This window comes from Vibrio sp. nBUS_14 (assembly GCF_051201655.1).
Classification (GTDB): Bacteria; Pseudomonadota; Gammaproteobacteria; order Enterobacterales; family Vibrionaceae; genus Vibrio.
Map to the genome: position 1 here is coordinate 882,838 of NZ_CP179206.1, position 20,481 is coordinate 903,318.

The 20,481-nt window shown below is 40.9% G+C and carries 14 protein-coding genes and 2 pseudogenes; 10 read left to right on the forward strand and 6 right to left on the reverse strand.

Annotated features, from left to right (window positions below; all coding sequences use genetic code 11):
- Positions 1-36 precede the first annotated feature (36 nt).
- From ACMAZD_RS04055 to vopD, 5 genes are read left to right on the forward strand one after another with little or no spacing between them, the layout of a single operon-like run.
- Positions 37-327, forward strand: coding sequence for an LcrG family type III secretion system chaperone (locus ACMAZD_RS04055; RefSeq protein WP_435248661.1), 291 nt, complete (start codon positions 37-39; stop codon positions 325-327).
- 10 nt (positions 328-337) lie between these two features.
- Entirely contained in the window at positions 338-2,191 is a 1,854-nt protein-coding gene (locus ACMAZD_RS04060) for a virulence-associated V antigen (RefSeq protein ID WP_435248662.1), read from the forward strand.
- A gap of 12 nt (positions 2,192-2,203) precedes the next feature.
- Positions 2,204-2,695 (forward strand): SycD/LcrH family type III secretion system chaperone, encoded by a 492-nt coding sequence (locus ACMAZD_RS04065; RefSeq protein WP_435248663.1) that lies wholly within the window; start codon positions 2,204-2,206, stop codon positions 2,693-2,695.
- A gap of 3 nt (positions 2,696-2,698) precedes the next feature.
- Positions 2,699-3,898 carry a type III secretion system translocon subunit VopB gene (gene vopB / locus ACMAZD_RS04070; RefSeq protein ID WP_435248664.1) on the forward strand — a complete coding sequence of 400 codons (1,200 nt, stop codon included), beginning with the start codon at positions 2,699-2,701 and terminating at the stop codon, positions 3,896-3,898.
- Positions 3,899-3,907: 9 nt separating this feature from the next.
- Positions 3,908-4,912 (forward strand): type III secretion system translocon subunit VopD, encoded by a 1,005-nt coding sequence (vopD, locus tag ACMAZD_RS04075; RefSeq protein ID WP_435248665.1) that lies wholly within the window; start codon positions 3,908-3,910, stop codon positions 4,910-4,912.
- Between the two features lie 346 nt (positions 4,913-5,258).
- Here the strand turns inward: vopD and ACMAZD_RS04080 are convergent, their stop codons facing one another.
- Together ACMAZD_RS04080 and hipB are read right to left on the reverse strand one after the other, a co-directional pair.
- Complete coding sequence (locus ACMAZD_RS04080) at positions 5,259-6,578, reverse strand: type II toxin-antitoxin system HipA family toxin (RefSeq protein ID WP_435248666.1); 1,320 nt, start codon at positions 6,576-6,578, stop codon at positions 5,259-5,261.
- A complete protein-coding gene (gene hipB, locus ACMAZD_RS04085; protein ID WP_435248667.1) occupies positions 6,578-6,826 on the reverse strand; it encodes a type II toxin-antitoxin system antitoxin HipB in 249 nt (82 codons plus the stop codon). The genes ACMAZD_RS04080 and hipB overlap by 1 nt, the downstream gene beginning before the upstream one ends.
- Before the next feature lie 515 nt (positions 6,827-7,341).
- On the opposite strand from hipB, the gene ACMAZD_RS04090 reads away from it, so the two are divergent.
- On the forward strand, positions 7,342-9,795 hold the full coding sequence (locus ACMAZD_RS04090; RefSeq protein ID WP_435248668.1) for a TOTE conflict system archaeo-eukaryotic primase domain-containing protein: 2,454 nt from the start codon (positions 7,342-7,344) through the stop codon (positions 9,793-9,795).
- 546 nt (positions 9,796-10,341) lie between these two features.
- On the opposite strand, the gene ACMAZD_RS04095 is transcribed toward ACMAZD_RS04090, so the two are convergent.
- Together ACMAZD_RS04095 and ACMAZD_RS04100 are read right to left on the reverse strand one after the other, a co-directional pair.
- Positions 10,342-10,986, reverse strand: a complete 645-nt coding sequence (locus tag ACMAZD_RS04095) for a recombinase family protein (protein WP_435248669.1) — start codon at positions 10,984-10,986, stop codon at positions 10,342-10,344.
- Positions 10,987-12,500: 1,514 nt separating this feature from the next.
- Positions 12,501-12,626 (reverse strand): hypothetical protein, encoded by a 126-nt coding sequence (locus ACMAZD_RS04100; RefSeq protein ID WP_435248670.1) that lies wholly within the window; start codon positions 12,624-12,626, stop codon positions 12,501-12,503.
- Positions 12,627-13,858: 1,232 nt separating this feature from the next.
- On the opposite strand from ACMAZD_RS04100, the pseudogene ACMAZD_RS04105 reads away from it, so the two are divergent.
- From ACMAZD_RS04105 to ACMAZD_RS04120, 4 genes and pseudogenes are all read left to right on the forward strand, one after another.
- A pseudogene (locus tag ACMAZD_RS04105) lies at positions 13,859-14,398 on the forward strand (IS30 family transposase); the annotation flags it as partial.
- Between the two features lie 204 nt (positions 14,399-14,602).
- Entirely contained in the window at positions 14,603-16,135 is a 1,533-nt protein-coding gene (istA, locus tag ACMAZD_RS04110) for an IS21 family transposase (RefSeq protein ID WP_435247818.1), read from the forward strand.
- Between the two features lie 10 nt (positions 16,136-16,145).
- A complete protein-coding gene (istB, locus tag ACMAZD_RS04115; RefSeq protein ID WP_286291966.1) occupies positions 16,146-16,868 on the forward strand; it encodes an IS21-like element helper ATPase IstB in 723 nt (240 codons plus the stop codon).
- Positions 16,869-16,957: 89 nt separating this feature from the next.
- A pseudogene (locus ACMAZD_RS04120) lies at positions 16,958-17,383 on the forward strand (IS30 family transposase); the annotation flags it as partial.
- Here ACMAZD_RS04120 and ACMAZD_RS04125 read toward each other — a convergent pair.
- Both ACMAZD_RS04125 and ACMAZD_RS04130 read right to left on the reverse strand, forming a co-directional pair.
- On the reverse strand, positions 17,311-18,813 hold the full coding sequence (locus ACMAZD_RS04125; protein ID WP_435248671.1) for an AAA family ATPase: 1,503 nt from the start codon (positions 18,811-18,813) through the stop codon (positions 17,311-17,313). The pseudogene ACMAZD_RS04120 and the gene ACMAZD_RS04125 sit on opposite strands and share 73 nt — an antisense overlap.
- Positions 18,813-19,880, reverse strand: a complete 1,068-nt coding sequence (locus ACMAZD_RS04130; RefSeq protein WP_435248672.1) for a DUF4297 domain-containing protein — start codon at positions 19,878-19,880, stop codon at positions 18,813-18,815. Before ACMAZD_RS04130 ends, ACMAZD_RS04125 begins: the two co-directional genes overlap by 1 nt.
- Positions 19,881-20,481: the final 601 nt, after the last annotated feature.

A 20,481-nucleotide genomic window follows, 5' to 3' on the forward strand; every position in this document is an offset into this window, starting at 1 on the left:
ATCCCAGAGATGCTTCGCTTTAAGATAGGACCCAAGATGAAGCAACCCTTTACTGAAACCATTGAAAAATCAGAACTTGCTATTCGCAATGCAGAAGACAGGACTGAGGTATTCAATGAACTACTCGAAGGATTAGGCGTTGGTCCTGTTGCAGGCAACATTCTGCTCGATGGGTTAAATGCTTCGCCTCAATTGATGAAACAAGCAGAGCATGAGCTGCTTGAAGAAGTACAACACCGCAGACAACAACAGCATCAGCCACAAGCCGCGAGCACTAAAGGCACTCGGCGCAAGCGACCGACCATGATGCGTGGCATGGTGATCTAAAGGTTTTTACATGACGGATATGACAACCATGAACTCCATCACCGGAGTTCTCAATACAACAGCCAATCGTGATTCTCAGATCGTATTCCACCAGAGTTTGGTTAAGACCCTTTCTCCAATTCTAAGCGATGCCCATATCGACCCGAATCAATTAGAGTCACAGATTCGCCAATTACCCATGGTCGTTGGGCGCACGGAACAAGAAAGCTTGGATCTTTATGCAGATTCATTGGACACCTTGTTAAAGAAGCAAGATGCTTTTACGGGGACTGCTGCCGCTGAAACTGCTGCGCATTGGATGCAGTCACTGCAACACCAAGCGGTGAATGGTCAGATTGCGCCTCAAGATGTAGTAACTGGCCTAAACAACACGCTCGCGCATCAATTCCAGTCTTGGTTCGATAAGCAATTAAAAGATACGGTCGACAGCTCGCTTCCAACAGATTTTATCAATGAGTTTCGTTTAAGAAGCCAAAGCACCCAAGCGCAGCAAATTGCAGCCCTAGATGCGAGCGAGCTTAAAGCCGCGACAGCAGAGATCAGCAAATTTGTAGACGCTCTTGCACAGCAAATGAGCTCTAGCGAAGTCCGTGATAGTGCGATTTCATTTTTACGCAATGCTTTTAGTAATTTAGTCTCGGTAGACACCAACGGGCTCAAGAACTCGGACTACTTGCTAACGCAAGAAAGCTTCAGTGCAGCGGTTACAGCTCAACTGGTTGCTTCTTTTGACAGCGTAGATATCAAGTTAAGTAAAAGTGACTTAGAGGTTTTGGCAGGCAAGATTGCTTGGATTCCTGGTATGTCTAAACAGGAGCTTAACGACGCATTAAATGATCTTGCAAAACAAGTGAAAGGTCAGTTCGCAAATAGTTATACCACTGGCGGTAAAGATGAATTACAAGCCGTACTTAATAACGTGGTAAACGAACTCAAGAACTCCCCAGATGCAATAACACTTTCGAGTTTGTTTTCTAGCATTGCGCTAAGCCTTGTGAACACGCAAGTCGATGCTTTTTACGGTAACCTCCATAAGGTACAGAAATACCAAGCGACGCAAGATCAGGTTGATCTCATAAAACAAAATACTGCACGAGACATAAACCTGCTGTTTGAGAAGATTGTTGCCAGAAAAGACATTGGTACTGATTTCATTACGCGTCATCAAAGAATGATGGAGAACCTTAGCAAGTTAAATACGCGCTTGAGCAAAATCTCAGAAGAAGAAAAGAAGATAACCACAGGACCCGACGGGAAAGAGCACGCTGATGTTAAAGCGGAACACTCTCTGACTGCTCGCGATTTATTGTCTGTGATTGAATCCAGCATTGGTGATCGCTTTGATGAGCGCGTGTTGTTTGCCCTAAACGAGCGTCGCGTTAACCGACTTGAAAAACGAAATGAGCAGAAAGAAACGTTAGAGAACCTCACCGTTCAGTTGAAAGTATTTGGCGTCGTTCAGTCAAAGATTCACTCCAAACAAAGTGTAGATGGCACATACAAACCTGTTGATTATGGGTTTGCTGCTGCAGATTTTAACTATAGCTCAAATGCAGACTTCAAAGCTTCACCTGAGTATAAGTACCTAACAGACAACGGTATTAACAATCATCAAGACTTTCTGCAAAAGCAGGGAGTAAGTTTGTCTAACAATGCAAGCTTTAAAGACGAAGAGAAGTCAAAAAAACTGTCTAATTTTTCTAGTTCTGTCAGTGCTAAATCCAAGTTGCTTAATGATGAAGTGCAAATCAAAACCACTGAGCTGAACGACACCAGTTCTCAATACAACTCTACCGTTGAAGCGATGAACAAGTTTGTTCAGAAGTATCACAGTATTTTACAAGAAATCCTACGAGCGATTTAAGGATAAACAACCATGACTACACAAAACGCGGCAACTGACCCATCTCAAATGCAAGCAGATGAACTCCTTTCATTTCTAGAGGATGGGGGAACGTTAAAAATGCTGCACGACGTATCGGCAGATACTATCGAGCACATTTATGCGGTTGGATATAACTTTTTCCAATCAGGTAAGGTAGAGCAAGCCGCTAAGATTTTCCAACTACTTAGCATGCTTGATCATTACCAAGCGCGCTTTTTTATTGGTTTGGGAGCCGCTCGTCAGGAACTGGGTGAGTACCTGCAGGCGATTGATGCCTACAGCTACGCTGCGCTTGTGGATATTAATGATCCACGCCCACCTTTCCACTCTGCAGAATGTCACCTTAAGCTTGAGAACTTGACAGAAGCAGAGAGTGGGTTTTATAGCGCGAAGGAGATGTCTGCCGGGAAATCAGAGTATGCAGACTTGCATCAACGAGCAGACATCATGTTAGAAGCGGTGATAAACAAAAGGAGTAACTAGAACATGATTTCTATTGCACTTGACCGCACTCAGAGTCAGTTATATACACCTGATTCTGACCAAACTACGTTAAACAAGGTTAACAAGACCGCTGCTTATGCATCGCCGTCAGTTACCGTTGAAAACGTAAAAGGTAAAGATGCTGAAGCATTGAACACCGGTAAGGTAAAAGTTCAGCTTGATGCACCTAATGCCGCAGTAAGCGATAAGGTGAATGAACTTACGCTGAAAGCCATGGCTCAGCTACAAAAAATCGTAGACTCGATTGCCAAGGTTTTGCATGCGGTGGCCGACAATACGGGCTCGCTAGCAGTGAGAATCATCGCAGGTTCTGCGGATGACTTTGAAGTGGAGCTGGCTGCAATCACAGACAAACTGAAGAGCGCTCAAAACGATCTTAAAATTCAGGAAGTGAAAGTAGCGAAAGCGAAGCATGAGCAAGAAATGGCAGAAAACCAAGAGAAGATCAAAGAGTCTGAAGCTGCGGCAAAAGAAGCTCAGAAGTCAGGCTTAGCCTCTAAAATCTTCGGTTGGATCAGTGCTGTTGTCTCTATTGTCGTTGGTGCCATCATGGTTGCGACGGGTGTTGGTGCTGCAGCTGGCGCATTAATGATCGCAGGCGGCGTGATGGGCGCAATCAATATGACTCTGCAAGAGCCTGCTGTTCAAGAGGCAATGAAAGAGGCCGGACTTAACGTCGATATACTTAATAAAGTCGTCATGGCGTTAGAGCTTGCGACTGCCGTCATTGGCGCTGTAGTCACATTTGGTGGTGCTGCTGCGAGTGGTGTTGCGAAGTTAGCAGCGAAAAGTGCAAGTTCAATTGCACAAAAAGTCACTGATATCGCAACCAAAGCGGCGACAAACATGGCTAAAATTGCCGATATGGGCTCTAAAGCGGCGACAACCACCGCGAAGGCAATCCGTTATGGTGCTGAGACCGTCGATCTTACTGTTAATGTAGGTAAGGGGAGCACGGACAGTGTTCATGCTGCAAACAATGCGCATGTAACTGAAATCCAAGCTGACATTACAGATTTAAGGGCGAAGATGACGCTTGGCCAAGCGGTGATCGACAAACTTAAAGAAGAAATCGCCAAGCTGATGGAAGATTTCCAAGAGCTAATGAGTATCATCATGCAGATGATTCAGGCGAAAGGCGAAACGATACAAGCAGTAATGAGTCGTCCAGCGACGGTTTAAGGAGCAACTATGTTAGATAAAATTAGTAATACTGGGCGCGCTGACCTTTACGGTTTGGGTGAACTAGGTAAAACAACTCACACAGAGAAAACGTCTGAGACTAAAACCGAAGCCGCCGCTATCCGTAGCAGTAATGATAGTGCAGTAACGGGTGCGAAGAACTACCAATTAGATGGGCCAAAAGCTCCTGCGATTGGCGAACAAGCTCGTGTGGTAGAAAAGCTGATGAGCGCGTTGGCTCCAACCGTAAATCTATTGATGCAAACCACAGAAAAAGCATTGAATGGTGAGCAAGTGATTAAGTCACCATCGGATACCATTTCGCAATCCCTGTCTCTGATTACTCTGCTCTACCAAGTGTCTAAGTTAAGCCGTGAGCAACAGGTCCTGCAACGTGAAATTGCCGTTGAAGCAAACGTTGCAAGCATCAAGAGCCAAGCGGAAGAGTTGAACAATTCTGCCAAAGCGATGATCGCGATGGCGGTAGTATCAGGCGTATTGGCTGGTGTGACTGCTATTATTGGTGCCGTGGGTTCTTTCAAAGCGGGCAAAGAAATCAAGGCAGAAGTCGCGAGCAACAATGTATTGAAGACGCAAAAAGCAGGCTTTGATCAGGTTGAAGAGTTAATGGGCAATACTAACTTGTCGAAAACTCAGCAAGATCAAGTGAGACGTGCTCAAGCGTTCGCAAAAGATAGCATTACTGACACGACAAATACTTTGAGTAGTGGTGGCCGTAAGTTCGACAAGATGATGGGCGCAAACCAATCGAAGAACGCGGTACTGCAGGGACTTGGCCAAATGGCGAATTCAGCTGCAAATGTAGAGCAAACGAAAGCTCAAGCTCGAAGCAAAGAGGATGAGGTATTAGCAACTCGTGCTCAAGCAGACAAACAGAGAGCCGATGAAAACATTGGCTTCCAAGAAGGTTTGCTAAAAGAGCTGCGTGAGCTTTTCCGCTCTATCGCTGATAGTCAAAACCAAGCATGGCGAGCATCCACTCCAACGGTGTAATCGCATATCAGGCATCATATTGTTATTTGTGTTTGGTCAAATCTAGATTAAAGGCAAACAAAAAGGGCCAACTCTTTCGAGTTGGCCCTTTCCAAACGTTTGGTGGAGCTGGCGGGAGGTGCTTCCAAAGTCTTTTATTTTCCTTTATTTTCAATGCCTTACTTGGAATTGATTTTTTGGTTTTGTGTCGATTTAGTACTGAAAATATGGATTAATTACCTTGAGGTGTCAACTGGGTTCAGCTCCCACTTAGGGAGTTAAACTGGCAGCGATAGCTATGAGTAGATAACACAAAGAGCGGAAGCTCTTTGGACTTTTCTATTGTATTTATTGATATTGAAAGGGGTTATTGGCCTGAATTTATACCTAGTTTTTTTACCATTTTTAGAGAATTATCGAATATAGCTGTCGAAACTTCTTCAGGAAAGCTATCTGGAAGTCTAGCTTTTAGTCGTTCAATTGCTTGAGGAAGCTCAACTTGGATATCGTCTAAGATTTGCTGCATCTTTTCTTTGCTAAATCCTACAGATATGGCTGTAGCTAAGAAGTGACGAGCGTAGATTTTATTTATTTCATACTTCTTACCACGAGTTGCTTTTATCCCCATAGCTAACTTTAGCTTTCTTATATTTAACCCTTTTCCTCCAAGGACAACATAAGCAGATAGAATGTCGTAAAAAGGGGTAAGCTTATAGCTTCCTCCTTTTTCAATAAAAATGGAAAAGTTCTTAGCATGTCCATCTGTAGCGCCAATTGCCCACTGGAAAACTTGGAACTTCATGAAGTTGTATTGGTCTTCTAGTGCGTTACTCGACCCCATCAAAAGATCCATTATTTCAGCGATACCAGGACCACCTTGAGACTCATACTTTATAGATGAAGGTTTTCCGAAAACTTGGCAAATATCCTCTTGAGGTAATCGCAATAAATTTGTTTTATCTTTGTTCCAGCGTCTATCGAAACGTTCTACTGCTAGTGCTTTAACTTTTTCAGTATGGATGATCTCAACATTAGGCACTTCGAAACCAAGCTCTCTAGCCAACTCAATACAAAGGTATTCATTTTCAACGCTATCTGTTAGATCTAACGTTGCATGAGCTTGCTGTATTTCTCCAATAGGTAACTTGATAATATGAGTAGTTGGTGTATTGCCTTTCGGTATGCACCATTGGTCGTTGGAGCGAAGAAGAGCCGTTTTTTCTTGTGCGCCCGCCACTGATATTCTGAAGTCTTCCTCTTCTTCAAGCATCCCTAAGGGTATATCTGACTTGTATGCGAGAAGAACATTTTCAAGCTTTTCTTCATTTAGCGTCTCATAATTGATCTTATCTTCATTATAAGGTTGCTCTGGAGGTAATAAGGCTATTGCACCAACACTGTCTTTACCTACCTCTTTTAAAAGGTCAAATGGTTGCTTAGAAGAGGCTTTATATCTAGCAACTATTCTTTCTCTAACTTTTGGTGCATCAGGCAAAAGGTTATCAAAGTAATTAATAACTGCATCTGATTTTATTGGTGCTATTTGCAACTTTAATGATAAAGATAGGGGGCGGGCTTTTCTGTTATTTATCCAGTCTGAATCATACTGGAAAGAATGAGCACCATTCGATTGTTTTTGTAATCTGCCGACAAGCTCTCCATTCATATAAGCTAGTAGTTCTTGCATTACCAGTCTTCCTCATCATTATCGTTACAATGTTGTACTAGGCTCCTTTCTTCTAACTTCAGTGTTAAGTTCATGGCTTGGAGCAGTTTAAAAAAAGTTGAGAGTGTAGTGAGATTTGGGTTGTTCTCGAAGTTGGATATCGTTGATTGCTTTATACCAACTCTTTTGGCTAGCTCAGTCTGACTCCAGTTGTTCTTTTGCCTTATAAGAAGCATGCTATCAGCAAGTTGCTTTGGGCTATATATCATGTATTAGCTTCCTATTTGTTTGAATTTTAGATGCATAATTGTGTGCTTTATACATAGAGTATAACATTATCCCTTATAGGGGATACTAATTTGTTTTTGAATTGTACGTATCCCTTATAAGGGATGATAGTGTGACTATCCCTTATAAGGGATGATAGTGTGACTATCCCTTATAGGGGATGATAGTGTGACTATCCCTTATAGGGGATGATAGTGTGACTATCCCTTATAGGGGATGATAGTGTGACTATCCCTTATAGGGGATGATAGTGTGACTATCCCTTATAGGGGATGATAGTGTGACTATCCCTTATAGGGGATGATAGTGTGACTATCCCTTATAGGGGATGATAGTGTGACTATCCCTTATAGGGGATGATAGTGTGACTATCCCTTATAGGGGATGATAGTGTGACTATCCCTTATAGGGGATGATAGTGTGACTATCCCTTATAGGGGATGATAGCGTGACTATCCCTTATAGGGTATGATAGTGTGACTATCCCTTATGGGGGATGATAGTGTGCGTATCCCTTGTAGAAGGGAGGATATATACATTATGTTTAGATAGAACACTCAAAGCCCTTGGCTTTGACTTATCTATATACAGGATGATATTTAGCATGGATGAGCTTGAGTCAGTAAATCAAAGAATTGAACAGTTGAAATCCGAGCTATCTCAGCTTGAGAAAAGACGAAATGAGTTACTGTCTAGTACTGTGAATCCAGAGCAAACTCTGTTAACTCCAGGACAGAAAATCGAACTATTTCAAAGTTACTTCCGAGGAAATCACCACTGTTACGCTAATCGTTGGCAAAACTCGGCAGGTCGAAATGGTTACTCAATAGCTTGCTCCAATGAGTGGCAGCAAGGGGTATGTGAAAAGCCGAAGGTAAAGTGTTTAGAGTGCTTGAATCAAGCTTTTAAACCTCTGGATAGAGATGCGATCTATCGTCACTTAACTGGCGCTGAAGTTATTGGCTTATACCCTATACAGCCTGACAATTCGTGTTTCTTATTAGCCATAGATTTTGATAAAAGCGACTGGCTTCAGGCATCTCAAGCTTATGTTGAAGCGTGTGAGTTTTATGATCTGGATTGTTTGTGGGAGCGCTCTCGTTCAGGTAAAGGAGCGCATGTCTGGATTTTCTTTGAATCCGCAACAACAGCAAAGGACGCAAGAGAATTAGGCTTTCTTCTCTTAGACAAAGCGATGCAAATTCATAGTGCATTAGCTTTTGATTCTTATGACCGCCTCTTCCCTAATCAGGATGTTTTACCCACTGGCGGAATCGGCAATCTAATAGCCTTACCCTTACAAAAACAAGCAAGGGCTAATCAAAACTCAGTGTTTTTGGATCGTTTTGGTCAACCCTATGCCGATCAATGGTTGGCACTAAAATCAGTTCAGAAAGTACCAGTATCTAAACTTGAAAAGCTGATATCGGCTATAGAGAAAAAAGTTAAACAACCAGACGTTAGTGACTTGAAACCATGGGAACGTAACGTATTGCCAACATCGGGCATTGATGGGTGTCCGTCAAACGTAACCGCAGTATTGGCAAACCGCATTTATTTACCTCTCTCAGAGTTTCCTAATCCATTAGTCGCTAGACTCAAAAAGTTAGCATCATTTTCTAACCCCAAGTTTTTTAAAGTGCAGGGCATGCGTCTTTCAACTAATGGTATAGCTCGCTTTATATGCTTAGCGGAGTTAGATAATGGCTATTTAAGCTTACCTAGAGGCTGCCTTGATGATGTACAGGAAATCTTGGCGGATCTGCATATTAAGGTAGATCTCGTTGATAAAAGAACGCTTGGGCAGAAGTTGGAGTTAGTTAACTTTCAGGGTGAGTTACGACAATCACAGCAAAAAGCAGTGGACTCCTTGCTTAAGTTTGATTGTGGTGTGCTACATGCTCCAACTGCTTTCGGTAAGACGGTGACGGCTATCGGTCTGATAGCTCAACGCAAAGTTAATACGCTGATTTTAGTGCATAGCAAGCAACTCGCAGACCAATGGAAGGAACGTTTAACAGCCTTCTCTGACGGCATTGATATCGGTATTTATACTGGGGCAAGGAAAAAACCAACAGCTCAAGTCGATATTGCTACCTATCAAAGCCTGATAAACCGAGGTGATAATACTGTAAACCCAATGATTCAGGAGTATGGTCAGATCATTGTTGATGAATGCCATCATTTATCTGCACCGCAATATGAACGTGTGTTGTCAGAGGCTCATGCGAAATATGTCTATGGGGTAAGTGCGACTTTAGAACGTAGAGATGGGCATCAACCCATTATTTTTATGCAATTAGGTAGGGTGAGACACACGATCAAGATTGATAAAACATCTCAATTCCAACAGATACTGCATTGCAGAAAACTCGCGTATGTACCACCGCTTGTTCTGACTAATGATGAATCAAAGCCACATATATCAGAAGTCTATCGTTGGCTTATGGAACATCCTGAGAGAAACAAGCAAATCTTATCTGATACTCAATCTGAAATATTGAAAGGTCGAGTTCCTATCATTTTGACTGAGAGAAGAGAGCATGCAGCCACTATTTATAATGCTTTGGTTGAAGAGGGGGTTCAAGTTCAGCTACTTGTTGGAGCTATGAAAAAGAAGTCTCTGAAACAAGTGATGGATCAGCTCGACTCAGCTCAGGTACTTGTTGCCACAGGAAAGTTTATCGGTGAAGGGTTTGATTTACCGAGGCTGGATACATTGATCTTAGCGTTACCTGTATCGTGGAAAGGCTCGCTAATACAGTATGTAGGGCGAATTCAAAGGCAATATCAAGGTAAAATAGAAGTGAAGGTGATTGACTACGTAGATACTAAATTGCCAATGTTACAACGAATGTTTAAGAAGCGAGAGAAAGGTTATAAAGCCCTTGGTTTTGAAGAGGAAGTCCAAGGGCGTGGGCATCAGCCTTCATTAGACTTGCCTATGTAGATACTGCATCCGAGTAGTTGAGTGAGAGTGAAACTACTAAGGGTTGATGCTGTCCATTGTTTGCTTATGAGATCAAACATTGTGATTACAGTAAAAGTGAAACTAGACTATTCAGTATTATTGTTTAAAGGATTTCGATGATGACACGTAAGCAGCTAAAATATGACATACAAGAGTTAATGAGAAATACTGATTTTGAAGCGCAACGGAATGACCCGCGATTAAAGTTATGGCAATCAAAAGCACTTTACACTACGCGTCACTCGGTGAGTGAAAGTTCGGACGGTCAAGAAGCAAAATATGGTAACGCAAGGTGATCTAAGGATCGCTGTAATTACTCAAATTTTATGCTGAAAGATCGAAAGTTCAGTATCTCCAACTCAAATAAACGGAACTTCTGATCAATTTTTTCATACTTGCACCGTACAGGTGCAAAACTACTGAAAGTTTAGTATTAATTGAAGCGATCCTTAGATCACCTCACTCAATTATTAAAGTGCGCAATAATGGAATGCACGCACTCTCAATAGCTTGATTAGAAACGTATCAAGAAGTAACCCCGAGTTGTTTGCTTTTGTTAAATCTTCTCCAAGTTGAAATAGACACCTCTGCTAGCTGGCAAGCCTTTATTTGTGAAAGAGAATTATTGGTTATGTAATCGTTAGCCATAATACACTTATCAATGGTTTTTTGAGTTTGCTGCTTCCCTTTGTATTTCCCATCATTTTTAGCTTTCTCAATTCCTTCAGCTTGCCGCCTTCTTCTATCTTCATAGTCCTTTGAAGCAATAGCAGCTAGCACGTCAAAAAGAAGCTCATTAATTTTCTTGAAAATAATGCTAGTAAGCTCATCAGTGACAGAGTCGCTTTTTTTCAGAAGTTGATAGCTTGTAGGAATATCAAGCGCAACGATAGATACTCCAGATTGAACTAGCTTGTTTTTCAGTCTTTCCCAATCATCAGAAGACAGACGTGTTAATCGATCTAACTGCTCAACAAGAATAGTGTCGCCATTCTTTGCAATATTGATCATTTGATTCAGGACTGGTCGTTCAAAATCTCGACCAGAAGCATTTTCAATGAAGTACTCCGTTATTGTTACTTTATGCTCATCTGCAAATCTTTCGAGGTAAGCTTTTGCACGAGTAGCATCTTGCTCGAAAGTCGATGCTCGTAAATACCCATAAATCATACCGCTAGCTCCTGATGGTTCATTTAGATATCTTTATGAACTATAGCTCATTTAAGTCATCCTTCAAACTAAATGAATCATTAGTTCATATGGATGTGATGGGTATACCCATAAGAACCATTATTTAAGGCTAAGTTTCTGTGGCTAGAAATACCAAAGCCTGTAGTTAGGGTAAGAACTGTGTTCATGGGGGAGGGAGTATATGAAAATTCCACTTGTGGAATTTTGGCATCGACAACGTAACCTTAATCTCAATTTGGTAGGTGTTGAACATTAGCTTCAATATTCATTGGTAGTGAAACACCAATCCCCAAAATCTCACCAGTGGGACTCTGGCATAGGCAACGCAACCTTAATCTCAATTTGGTAGGTGTTGAACATCAGTTTCAATACTCATTGGTAGTGAACACCAATTCCCAAAATCCCACCTGTGGGACTCTGGCATCGGCAACGTAACCTTAATCTCAATCTCAATCTCAATTTGGTAGGTGTTGAACATCAGTTTCAATAATCATTGATAATGCAACACCAACCCCAAAATTCCACGTGTGGGACTCTGGCATCGGCAACGTAACCCCCATCTCAATTTGGTAGGCGTTGAACATAGGCTTCAATATTCATCGGTAACGAAATACCAACCTCAAAATTCCACTTGTGGAATTTTGGTTAGTAGGCTGTTGAACAGTGTTCCAAGGAACTTACATATGAATATCAATGTTTATATAGAATAAGCTAAAGAGCCTGCTCTTTAGCATTACTACTTATCTGCTCTGTATGAATGACGCTCCCTCTGAACTCATACCCGATACTGACTAGGAACAGTGTTCATAGAGGTATTTAATGTGTGCAGGCTTCAATGTGAAAGAGCTTCTCTGTAGTTTTACTAGCTTAAGCCTTGTTTATGGCTTGGTTGCTGTAACCAAGCTGTATGAAGCTGATATATGTTGTTTGAATTTATGGTATTAGATATGACAGGTCATCGAAGTCAACTTAGCCTTTTTTCTTTTTCTTTTTCTTTTTCTTTTTCTTTTTCTTTTTTGCTTTTGATTAGATATCAGTGACGATAAAAGTCAACATGACTAATGTGATGACTGTTAAGTTGCTGATATTTCGAGTTGTTGGTGTTTTTTATCGGTCAAAGTTAGAAGAGAACACTGTTCTAGTGTGTTTTTCACATTTTACTTTTCTGAAATCGCATGATGAAAAACAAAAAAGCGCTTGAACAGTGTTCTTAGCTATCCAATATCCCCAAACAGGTTTTTGGTTATAGGCTGTTGAACCACTCCTGAGGTTGACATACTGTGCGAAGACAATTCAGATCTTCAACTTCAATACTCATCAGTAATGAAATACCAATTCCCAAAATCCCACTTGTGGGACTCTGGCATCGGCAACGTAACCTTAATCTCAATTTGGTAGGCGCTGAACATTAGCTTCAATATTCATTGGTAGTGAAACACCAATTCCCAAAATCCCACCAGTGGGACTCTGACATAGGCAGCGTAACCTTAATCTCAATTTGGTAGGTGTTGAACATCAGTTTCAATATTTATTGATGCTACACCAACCCCAAAATGCCACCAGTGGAACTCTGGCATCGGCAACGTAACCTTAATCTCAACTTGGTAGGCGTTGAACATCAGCTTCCATGTTCATCGGTAATGAAATACTTGTCCCCTAATGCCATTTGTAGAATTTTGGTTCTAGGCTGTTGAACAGTGTTCCAAGGAACTTACATATCAATGTTTATAGAGAATAAGCTAAAGAGCCACTCTTTAGCATTACTACTTATCAGCTGCTGTATGAGGGATGTTTCCTCTGAACTCATACCCGAGACTGACTAGGAACAGTGTTCATATAGGTATTTAATGTGTCCAGGCTTCAAGGTGAAAGAGCTTTTCTGTAGTTTGCTAGCTTGAGCCTTGTTCTAGGTCTTGGTTGCTCTAATCAAGCTGATGTTTAGATATGACTGGCAATCGAAGTCAACATAGCCTTTTTCTTTTGGTCAAAGTTAGAAGAGAACACTGTTCTAGTGCGATCTTCATATTTTATTTTTCTGAAATAGCACGATGAAAAACAAAAAAGGCTTGAACAGTGTTTCTAAGGCACAAGCGTGCCTAACGAACAAAAGTGAAGATATGCTTTAACAAGATTAAAGGAAGGTAAGACTCTTTATATAAGTTCAGATCGGAGAATATCTCCATCTTCGGTAGAGGATGAGGCACGAGTTAGCAGATAAGAAGGCAGAACTATCTGAGTTACGTAAAGCTAGCCATGAGCTAATTAAACGAATGCTGAACTATTTATTGTTGAATACAGTGGAACATAAAAATAGACGGGATTTAGACTTAGAGGGAGTGGTTAGCTCGACAACAAATATTAATATTTCAGATGATTTAAGGTATTTATTGAAGTGACTATAATATTTAACTAACCCATCTTTTACTTATTTGTAAAAGATGGATTTCCTTGAGGGAAAATAGCATTATTCTTCATTTTTAAAAAATAGATTACTAGTTTAATAACATAGCCCCCTTTCATAAAGTGGCATTATTTCATTAAAAGCTTTTTCATAATTATCAGTTTTTAATAAGCTATACTTCTCGGTAAGTTCGATTTGGTGATAGCCATGCATATTACTCTCTAATGATACTGCTCCAATAATCATTTGATTATTTTTACCTAAATCTGTTGTGCATAAGTTTATTAACTTCTCTGTACCTTCAGTATCTAGATCCTGTTGTTTAGGAGAGTCGATTACAATAGGCCCGATTTCAGATAATAAGTGCGACATTCATGGAAAGGTGTAGAAGAGGAAGCCAACTGCTGAAAGTGGTACGCTCTTCTCGCCAAAGAAACAAGCAGTACTACCATGAATTATCAGCAGTTGACCGAGGGCAGAAGATACCAGATTTCTGCTCTTTTGGAACGGGGGATTTCGGTTTCTGAAATAGCTAAAACTGTTCAGTGCCATCGCTCTACGGTATATCGTGAGCTTAAACGCGGCAGTAGAGGCAGTCATTATTGCCCAAGCGAAGCTCAGGTATTCTCAATCAAAAAACGCACATCAGCTCGTAAATACAGAATACCTCAGGAGCGTGTTGATTTTATCCGTCTCCTTTTGGAATCGGATTGGAGTCCAGAGCAGATTTCCAGTGTATTAACGAGAGTCGGTGCCGCTGTCAGCCATGAGTGGATCTACCGATTTGTTGCGCAGGATAAACGCTTGGGAGGCAAGTTATATCGCCACTTGAGGCAAGGTCACAAGCGGTATCGTCGCGGTAGAAAAGAGAAAGCGCCAGCGATCAAGAATGCTGTTTCTATCGATGATAGGCCAAGCATCGTTGACAGTAAGGAGCGATTGGGTGATTGGGAAATCGACACCGTATTAGGCAAACATGGCACTGGTGCATATTTCGGAGCTATCCGACCGCCTATTTCGGTTTTAATCGACCACCAAATCCGTTTTTAACCGACCACTCATTTCGGTTTTAATCATCCACTTTTCGGTGTGTTTCCGAAATCGATGGTCGATTTACCGAAATAAACCTCTTTTCTCTTTTAAATCAATAGGTTTAACCTGAGTCTTTCATGTTGAGAGCACTAAGGATAAATCATGCCGAAAAAGAGAATGCCAATGAATAAAATTAAGGAAATATTACGCCTCCGATACGAGTGCAATCTTTCTAATCGACAGATCGCCGCTTGCCTCAATATTGCTCATTCCACTGTATCCCAGCATCTATCCCGATTTAAATCCAGTGGCCTCACGTGGCCACTGGAAGAGACTCATCATGAAAATCAAGTCACCCAAGCTTTGTTTGATGGTCGCTCATCTTCTCAGCATAAAGTGATGCCTGATTTCACTCTCTGCTACTTAGAATTGAAGCGTAAAGGGATGACTAAAGCTTTGCTTTGGGAAGAGTATTGTCATCAGCATCAAGACAAAGCCTATGGCTATACACAGTTCTGCGAACTGTATAGACGTTGGCTAAAGACACAAAAACGCAGTATGCGCCAACTTCACCATGCTGGTGACAAGCTCTTCATTGACTACTGTGGCCCGACGATCCCTGTTGTGAATCCAGATACAGGAGAATGCAGACATGCTCAGGTATTTGTCGCCACTTTAGGGGCGTCAAATTACACCTATGTCGAGGCGAGTGAGAGCCAAGGGCTTGAACACTTCCTCATGGCTCATGTGAATACCTTTAATCACTTTGGTGGTGCTCCGAATCTACTTGTACCTGATAATCTGAAATCTGCTATAACGAAAGCAGACCGTCATAGCCCTATCCTCAATGAGAGCTACCGAAAACTGGCACAACATTACGGCGTTGCTGTGATGCCAGCCAGGCCCTACAAGCCTAAAGATAAAGCCAAAGCTGAGAACGCAGTTCTCATCGTAGAGCGCTGGATAATGATGCGCCTTCGCCACCAAGTGTTCTATACAATGGCTGAGCTGAACCTGGCTATCCGAAAGCTGATGCATGACTTAAACCAACGAGAGATGAAGCAGCTTGGTGTCAATCGACATGACTTGTTCAACAAAGTTGACCGTCCAGCGTTAAAACCACTGCCATCGCAACCATATGTGTATATCGAAACTAAACGAGCAACCGTCTCCCCTGATTATCACATTCAATATAAAAAGCACTTCTACTCTGTGCCGCACCAACTTGTTGGGCAACAAGTTGAGCTTGAAGCAACGCATCAAATAATACGTATCTACCACAAAGGGAGCATTGTTGCTCACCACTGCACAAGCCAAAAAGAATATGGTCTCTCTACCGTTTACGAGCATATGCCAAGCAACCATCAATACCAATCATGGACACCCGAGCGTTTTATCCGTTGGGGAAAATCTATTGGGCCAGCCACAGGTGAACTGACTCAGATGTTGCTCAAACGCCCAGAGCATGAAGCATTGGCCTTTAGAAGTTGCTTTGGGTTACTAAGTCTTGCCAAAAAGCACTCAGACGCACGGTTAGAACAAGCTTGCCGAGATGCCTTAGTGACAGAGAAGCCATACCTTGGCTTCGTCAAAAACTTATTGAAGAACCATCGTGAAGGCACTCTCTCTCAGCCTTCCACTGATACACCAAACCTTAAACACACTAATGTTCGTGGTTCCAACTACTACCACTAGGAGAAACAATATGGACGCAATAATCCAACAGTTAAAATCACTACGCCTAAGTCATGCTTCTGATGCACTGGAACAGCAAAGAATACACCCCGCGACCTATGCTGAACTTGGCTTTGAAGAAAGGTTAGGACTCATCCTTGATCATGAGATAGTGAACCGAGATCAAACCAAAATCCAACGACTTAAACGGCAAGCCAAGCTGCGCCTAAGCGCTAGCGGTAATCAACTGGACTACCGCCCAGAACGAGGCTTAAAAAGAGCAATGATGGGAGAGTTATTATCAGGCACTTATTTACAAAAGCGACAGAATGTCCTGATTACAGGTGCAACAGGTGCAGGTAAAACCTATGTTGCTTGTGCGCTCGCCGAGCAGGCGTGTGAGCAACACTGCCCAAGTCGTTATTATCGCCTAAATCGTTTACTTGATGACCTGAGTAGTAGCCGCCTTGATGGCAGCTATCAAAAGCTACTACTGAGCTTGTCTAAGAAAAAACTGTTGGTTATCGATGACTGGGGAATGGAAAAACTCAGCCAAGAGCATGCAAGTAATCTTCTCGAAGTGCTAGAAGATAGATACCAAGAGTGCAGTACGATCATTATCAGCCAACTACCTGTAAAAGAATGGCACGAGATGATCGACAACTCGACGATCGCTGATGCGATCTTAGATAGGTTGGTTCATCAAAGTCATAGAATCGAGTTACGAGGGGAATCAATGAGAAAACTGGCTTAAATCGACCACTTGGAGTAAAACTAAGGAAGAGAAAAGAGAGGCTTAAAAAGGTGGTCGATTAAAAACGAAACTAGGGGTCACATCAGCCGAAATACGCAACTGGTGCTATGGTGACAATTTTAGAGCGTAAAACACGATTTTACGTGGTCAAGAAAGTGCCATCGAAGTCAGCAGATGATGTCACCAAAGCCACCATCGAGCTACTCATGCCTTATAAGGAACATGTCCATACCATCACGGCAGATAACGGGAGAGAGTTTGCAGGCCACGAAACCATCGCAAAGGCGTTGGAGGCTGATGTGTACTTTGCCCACCCTTATAGTTCTTGGGAGCGTGGAGCCAATGAGAATGCTAACGGGCTTTTAAGGCAATATGTGAAGAAAGGAACCGACTTAACAACGGTAACAGACAGCGATATTGAATTCGCTGTATCACGGATAAATTATCGACCGAAAAAGTGTTTAGACTTCAAGCAACCAGCGATTGTCTTTAAAGAAATGGTATTGGCTGCTTGATATTGGAGAGTGTCGCACTTCGGGGTTGAATTCGGGGGTAACATATTCATTGTTGAATGTTTTTCCATTGTTTTAAGTAACCCATAATGATAAGCAAAAATGGATCTAGGACTTCGACTGCCAGTTTTACTCTTCGTTATCTTCCCATATTGGATTAGAGGAGCAATAATCGGTGAACCTATACCTAATCGATCTTGTGCAATTGCAAGAAAGGATTTAAAGTCATCGTTTATAGTTTGTGTATGCTTCCGATCAGTATATTCGTTTTGCTTTGTTGTTAAACCTTCTAAAGCTGTCGTTTGTGCTCCAATTTTTTCATGAAGACTTTTTATCTGCTCATCAAAAGTGAATTCAACTTCCTTACTTGCTTGAGACTTTATTACGTCTTGTAAAGTCAACTCCCCTCGAACTTCTTGCATCATGGCATTTAATTCTGAACTCAAGGTTTTAGACTGTCTCAATTCCTCTTTAATTGAATTTATTTGGTCATCTAAAACCTGCTTTTCATCATACATTATCGGAAGGATTTCTAATATTTGCTCTCTACTTTCGAACATATGATATTTTTCAGCGGCATCATTAGTAGTATGATCACCAAAGTCCTCTAAGAGGTTCCGACATACATCGATTTCATTCGCTATTGCATCTCTACTAGATAGTAAGTTCAATAGATTTAATCTATATTCTGATTCGTCTTTATTTAGTTCTTGACACTTTGCTAAGAATTTATTTAACAAGTTTTGGTAATATTCAACATCTATGTCAAACAATACTCTTCCGAATGATTCCTCAAACTTCTTTTTAGCAGCTAAAACTACTTTAAGTGTTGCAATAAGCTCTTCCAAATCAAGCTGTATTGTCTTGATTTCACCCACAAGCTCATAGAACTCTTTAGGTTTCATTCCTGAGTGAAATTGTAGCGAGTTTTTTTGCCAATCATCATACATTGTTAAACCTGAGAATGACGATAAGATGGTATGCCAGCCATTGTCTTGGTCAATGTAAAAGGGAAGGTATAGGCATGCGGGATTCGCTTGACTTTGTTTTCCTGTCTTTTTATGAGAAAGTTGCAAATTAAAATCGAAAATATCTTTAACTTTATCTGCAATAGCACTCATGTGGCTTGAGGTTACTAATGGCTTCGAATCGTCAGTGTTTGAAAATATTGAGATCCGCTTATTGTGTCTAATAAATGAGTAGTTTTTCCCTTTAACACAAATACAAACCTTTGTGATTATATCATCGTCTTTCCAATCTTTGTCAATGCGACAGTCACCGCCTAGAGTGAAATATAGGGCTTTTATTAAACTAGATTTTCCAGTGTCATTTTCGCCAAAAATCATATTAACAGAAGGGGAAAATTCGAAGCTAAAACCTTTTCTATCTCTACGTGAAAGAATAGATATGTCTTTAAAATATATGAGGCTCATTATTTCTCGCCTTCTATGATGTTTTTAATTATTGAATAAACTATGATGCATTCTTTTTTTGATTCAGTTAATGCTAGAGAATAGTCGGGTATTGATATTTCTAGTAATTTAATCGATTCAATTATGTATTTAGATACGTTCGTTTCAACAGAGATTCTATTGAATAACAAATCAGCTTTATCCAAGTACAACTTTTCAACGCTATTTGATGATTTTACTGAAATACTTATGCGTGTAAATGTTGATTGCAAAGAAAGAAGTTGAATAGTGTTCTTCCCTATATCTGAGAATATTACACGAGCATTTTCCCAATCAGGCTGTAACATTTTGGTAGTACAGATGTTATTGAGAGTATCTTTTACAAAGCTAGAGGTAAAACCTTTTCTTCTAACAAGTTCATCAAAATTCCTAATATCTGATGATCTTACTTTAGCTCGATCTCGACATGCACTTTCTAAAGTCCTAGCGAAAGATGCTGGATTGATTTCAATATCACCATCGAAATAACATTCGAAAAAATCACAGATCTTGCCCTTCAAATGTGAAGAGTGATCTTCTAAGCTTAAATCAGAAGTTAAGAATGTAAGCTTTGAAAGATCCAATGAGCCATTACTAGGTAATTGTGCCGATACTTTGTTAAGTACATCATCCTGATGGTCTTGCTTAAGTTCATTAGCCCCGAAAGTATTTCTTTTATCAAAACTGAAGTAAGCATTTGAAACAAACATTAATTCTACAGCGGACTTATCAAACTTACTTTTTTGTTCGAATAGCTTGCCAATAAATGATACAGGTTTCTTTTTCGTGCTGGTAATTAGTTTACTTAATGTCCAAGGCTTTTCATTGGTCTTAACTTGAGCAAATGTTGCTTTTGTTGGTGTTGTTTCTGAGTCAAGAATTAGTACATCATCATGGTATTCGAAAACAAAAACGTACTCTTTTCCTAGAAGTTCATACTCAAACATATGAGAAATAGCCCAACAAGTTTGAAAATCAAACCCTCTTTGAGCAATCTCACCACCTCGTTCAGTTTGTGGCACAGCGATTAGACTCTTAGCTAATTCCATCATAATCCTTTATTAGACGTTTCAAGCCCAAATATGGCTCATACATGTTTACTAAGAGTGGAGGTTCTTAGTTAAAAGAAGCGTGCTTTGCTTCACTCTTTCGCTGTAGACACTACTAACAACTTTTACCAACGATATCAGCTAAGTAGGGTGCATGTTACTCATACTACCATATCCATAGTAAGCAACAACGTGTATAGAGGTGAATTTACTTATTTAAGCCGTATACTCAACGAATATATGGCTTTTCGAATGTGGAGCGCTTGGAAAAGTAAATCGTGGCTATATCTCCCATTGCATAAGGTTTGAAGCTCTCTGCGCTAACTGCACTGATAATAATGGATTAGAGTTTCAAACAATGTAATGGACTACATCATTATCCATGAACTTTGCTATACCGTAAAAAAGTCATAATAAAGTATTCTGGCAGTTAGTGACTAAGCACTGTCCGAACTGGAAAGAGTTGCATGCAGAAGTCGAACACTCAGGCATGGGATTGTAGTAGAGCTATCAAAGCCAAGCATGGCTTTGATTTTTCTATTGATTTGACTAGTGATTAGGATGTCGGTACGATGTTCTGGCTTCATGTGTAGGCATGAAG

Coding starts and splice junctions, on each gene's coding strand:
- ACMAZD_RS04090 (WP_435248668.1), top strand. CDS start 7,342: ATGATAGTGTGCGTATCCCTTGTAGAAGGGAGGATATATACATTATGT.
- istB (WP_286291966.1), top strand. CDS start 16,146: ATGGACGCAATAATCCAACAGTTAAAATCACTACGCCTAAGTCATGCT.
- istA (WP_435247818.1), top strand. CDS start 14,603: ATGCCGAAAAAGAGAATGCCAATGAATAAAATTAAGGAAATATTACGC.
- ACMAZD_RS04080 (WP_435248666.1), bottom strand. CDS start 6,578: ATGCAAGAACTACTAGCTTATATGAATGGAGAGCTTGTCGGCAGATTA.
- ACMAZD_RS04055 (WP_435248661.1), top strand. CDS start 37: ATGAAGCAACCCTTTACTGAAACCATTGAAAAATCAGAACTTGCTATT.
- ACMAZD_RS04100 (WP_435248670.1), bottom strand. CDS start 12,626: ATGTTCAACGCCTACCAAGTTGAGATTAAGGTTACGTTGCCGATGCCA.
- vopB (WP_435248664.1), top strand. CDS start 2,699: ATGATTTCTATTGCACTTGACCGCACTCAGAGTCAGTTATATACACCT.
- ACMAZD_RS04130 (WP_435248672.1), bottom strand. CDS start 19,880: ATGGAATTAGCTAAGAGTCTAATCGCTGTGCCACAAACTGAACGAGGT.
- ACMAZD_RS04065 (WP_435248663.1), top strand. CDS start 2,204: ATGACTACACAAAACGCGGCAACTGACCCATCTCAAATGCAAGCAGAT.
- ACMAZD_RS04125 (WP_435248671.1), bottom strand. CDS start 18,813: ATGAGCCTCATATATTTTAAAGACATATCTATTCTTTCACGTAGAGAT.
- ACMAZD_RS04060 (WP_435248662.1), top strand. CDS start 338: ATGACGGATATGACAACCATGAACTCCATCACCGGAGTTCTCAATACA.
- vopD (WP_435248665.1), top strand. CDS start 3,908: ATGTTAGATAAAATTAGTAATACTGGGCGCGCTGACCTTTACGGTTTG.
- hipB (WP_435248667.1), bottom strand. CDS start 6,826: ATGATATATAGCCCAAAGCAACTTGCTGATAGCATGCTTCTTATAAGG.
- ACMAZD_RS04095 (WP_435248669.1), bottom strand. CDS start 10,986: ATGATTTATGGGTATTTACGAGCATCGACTTTCGAGCAAGATGCTACT.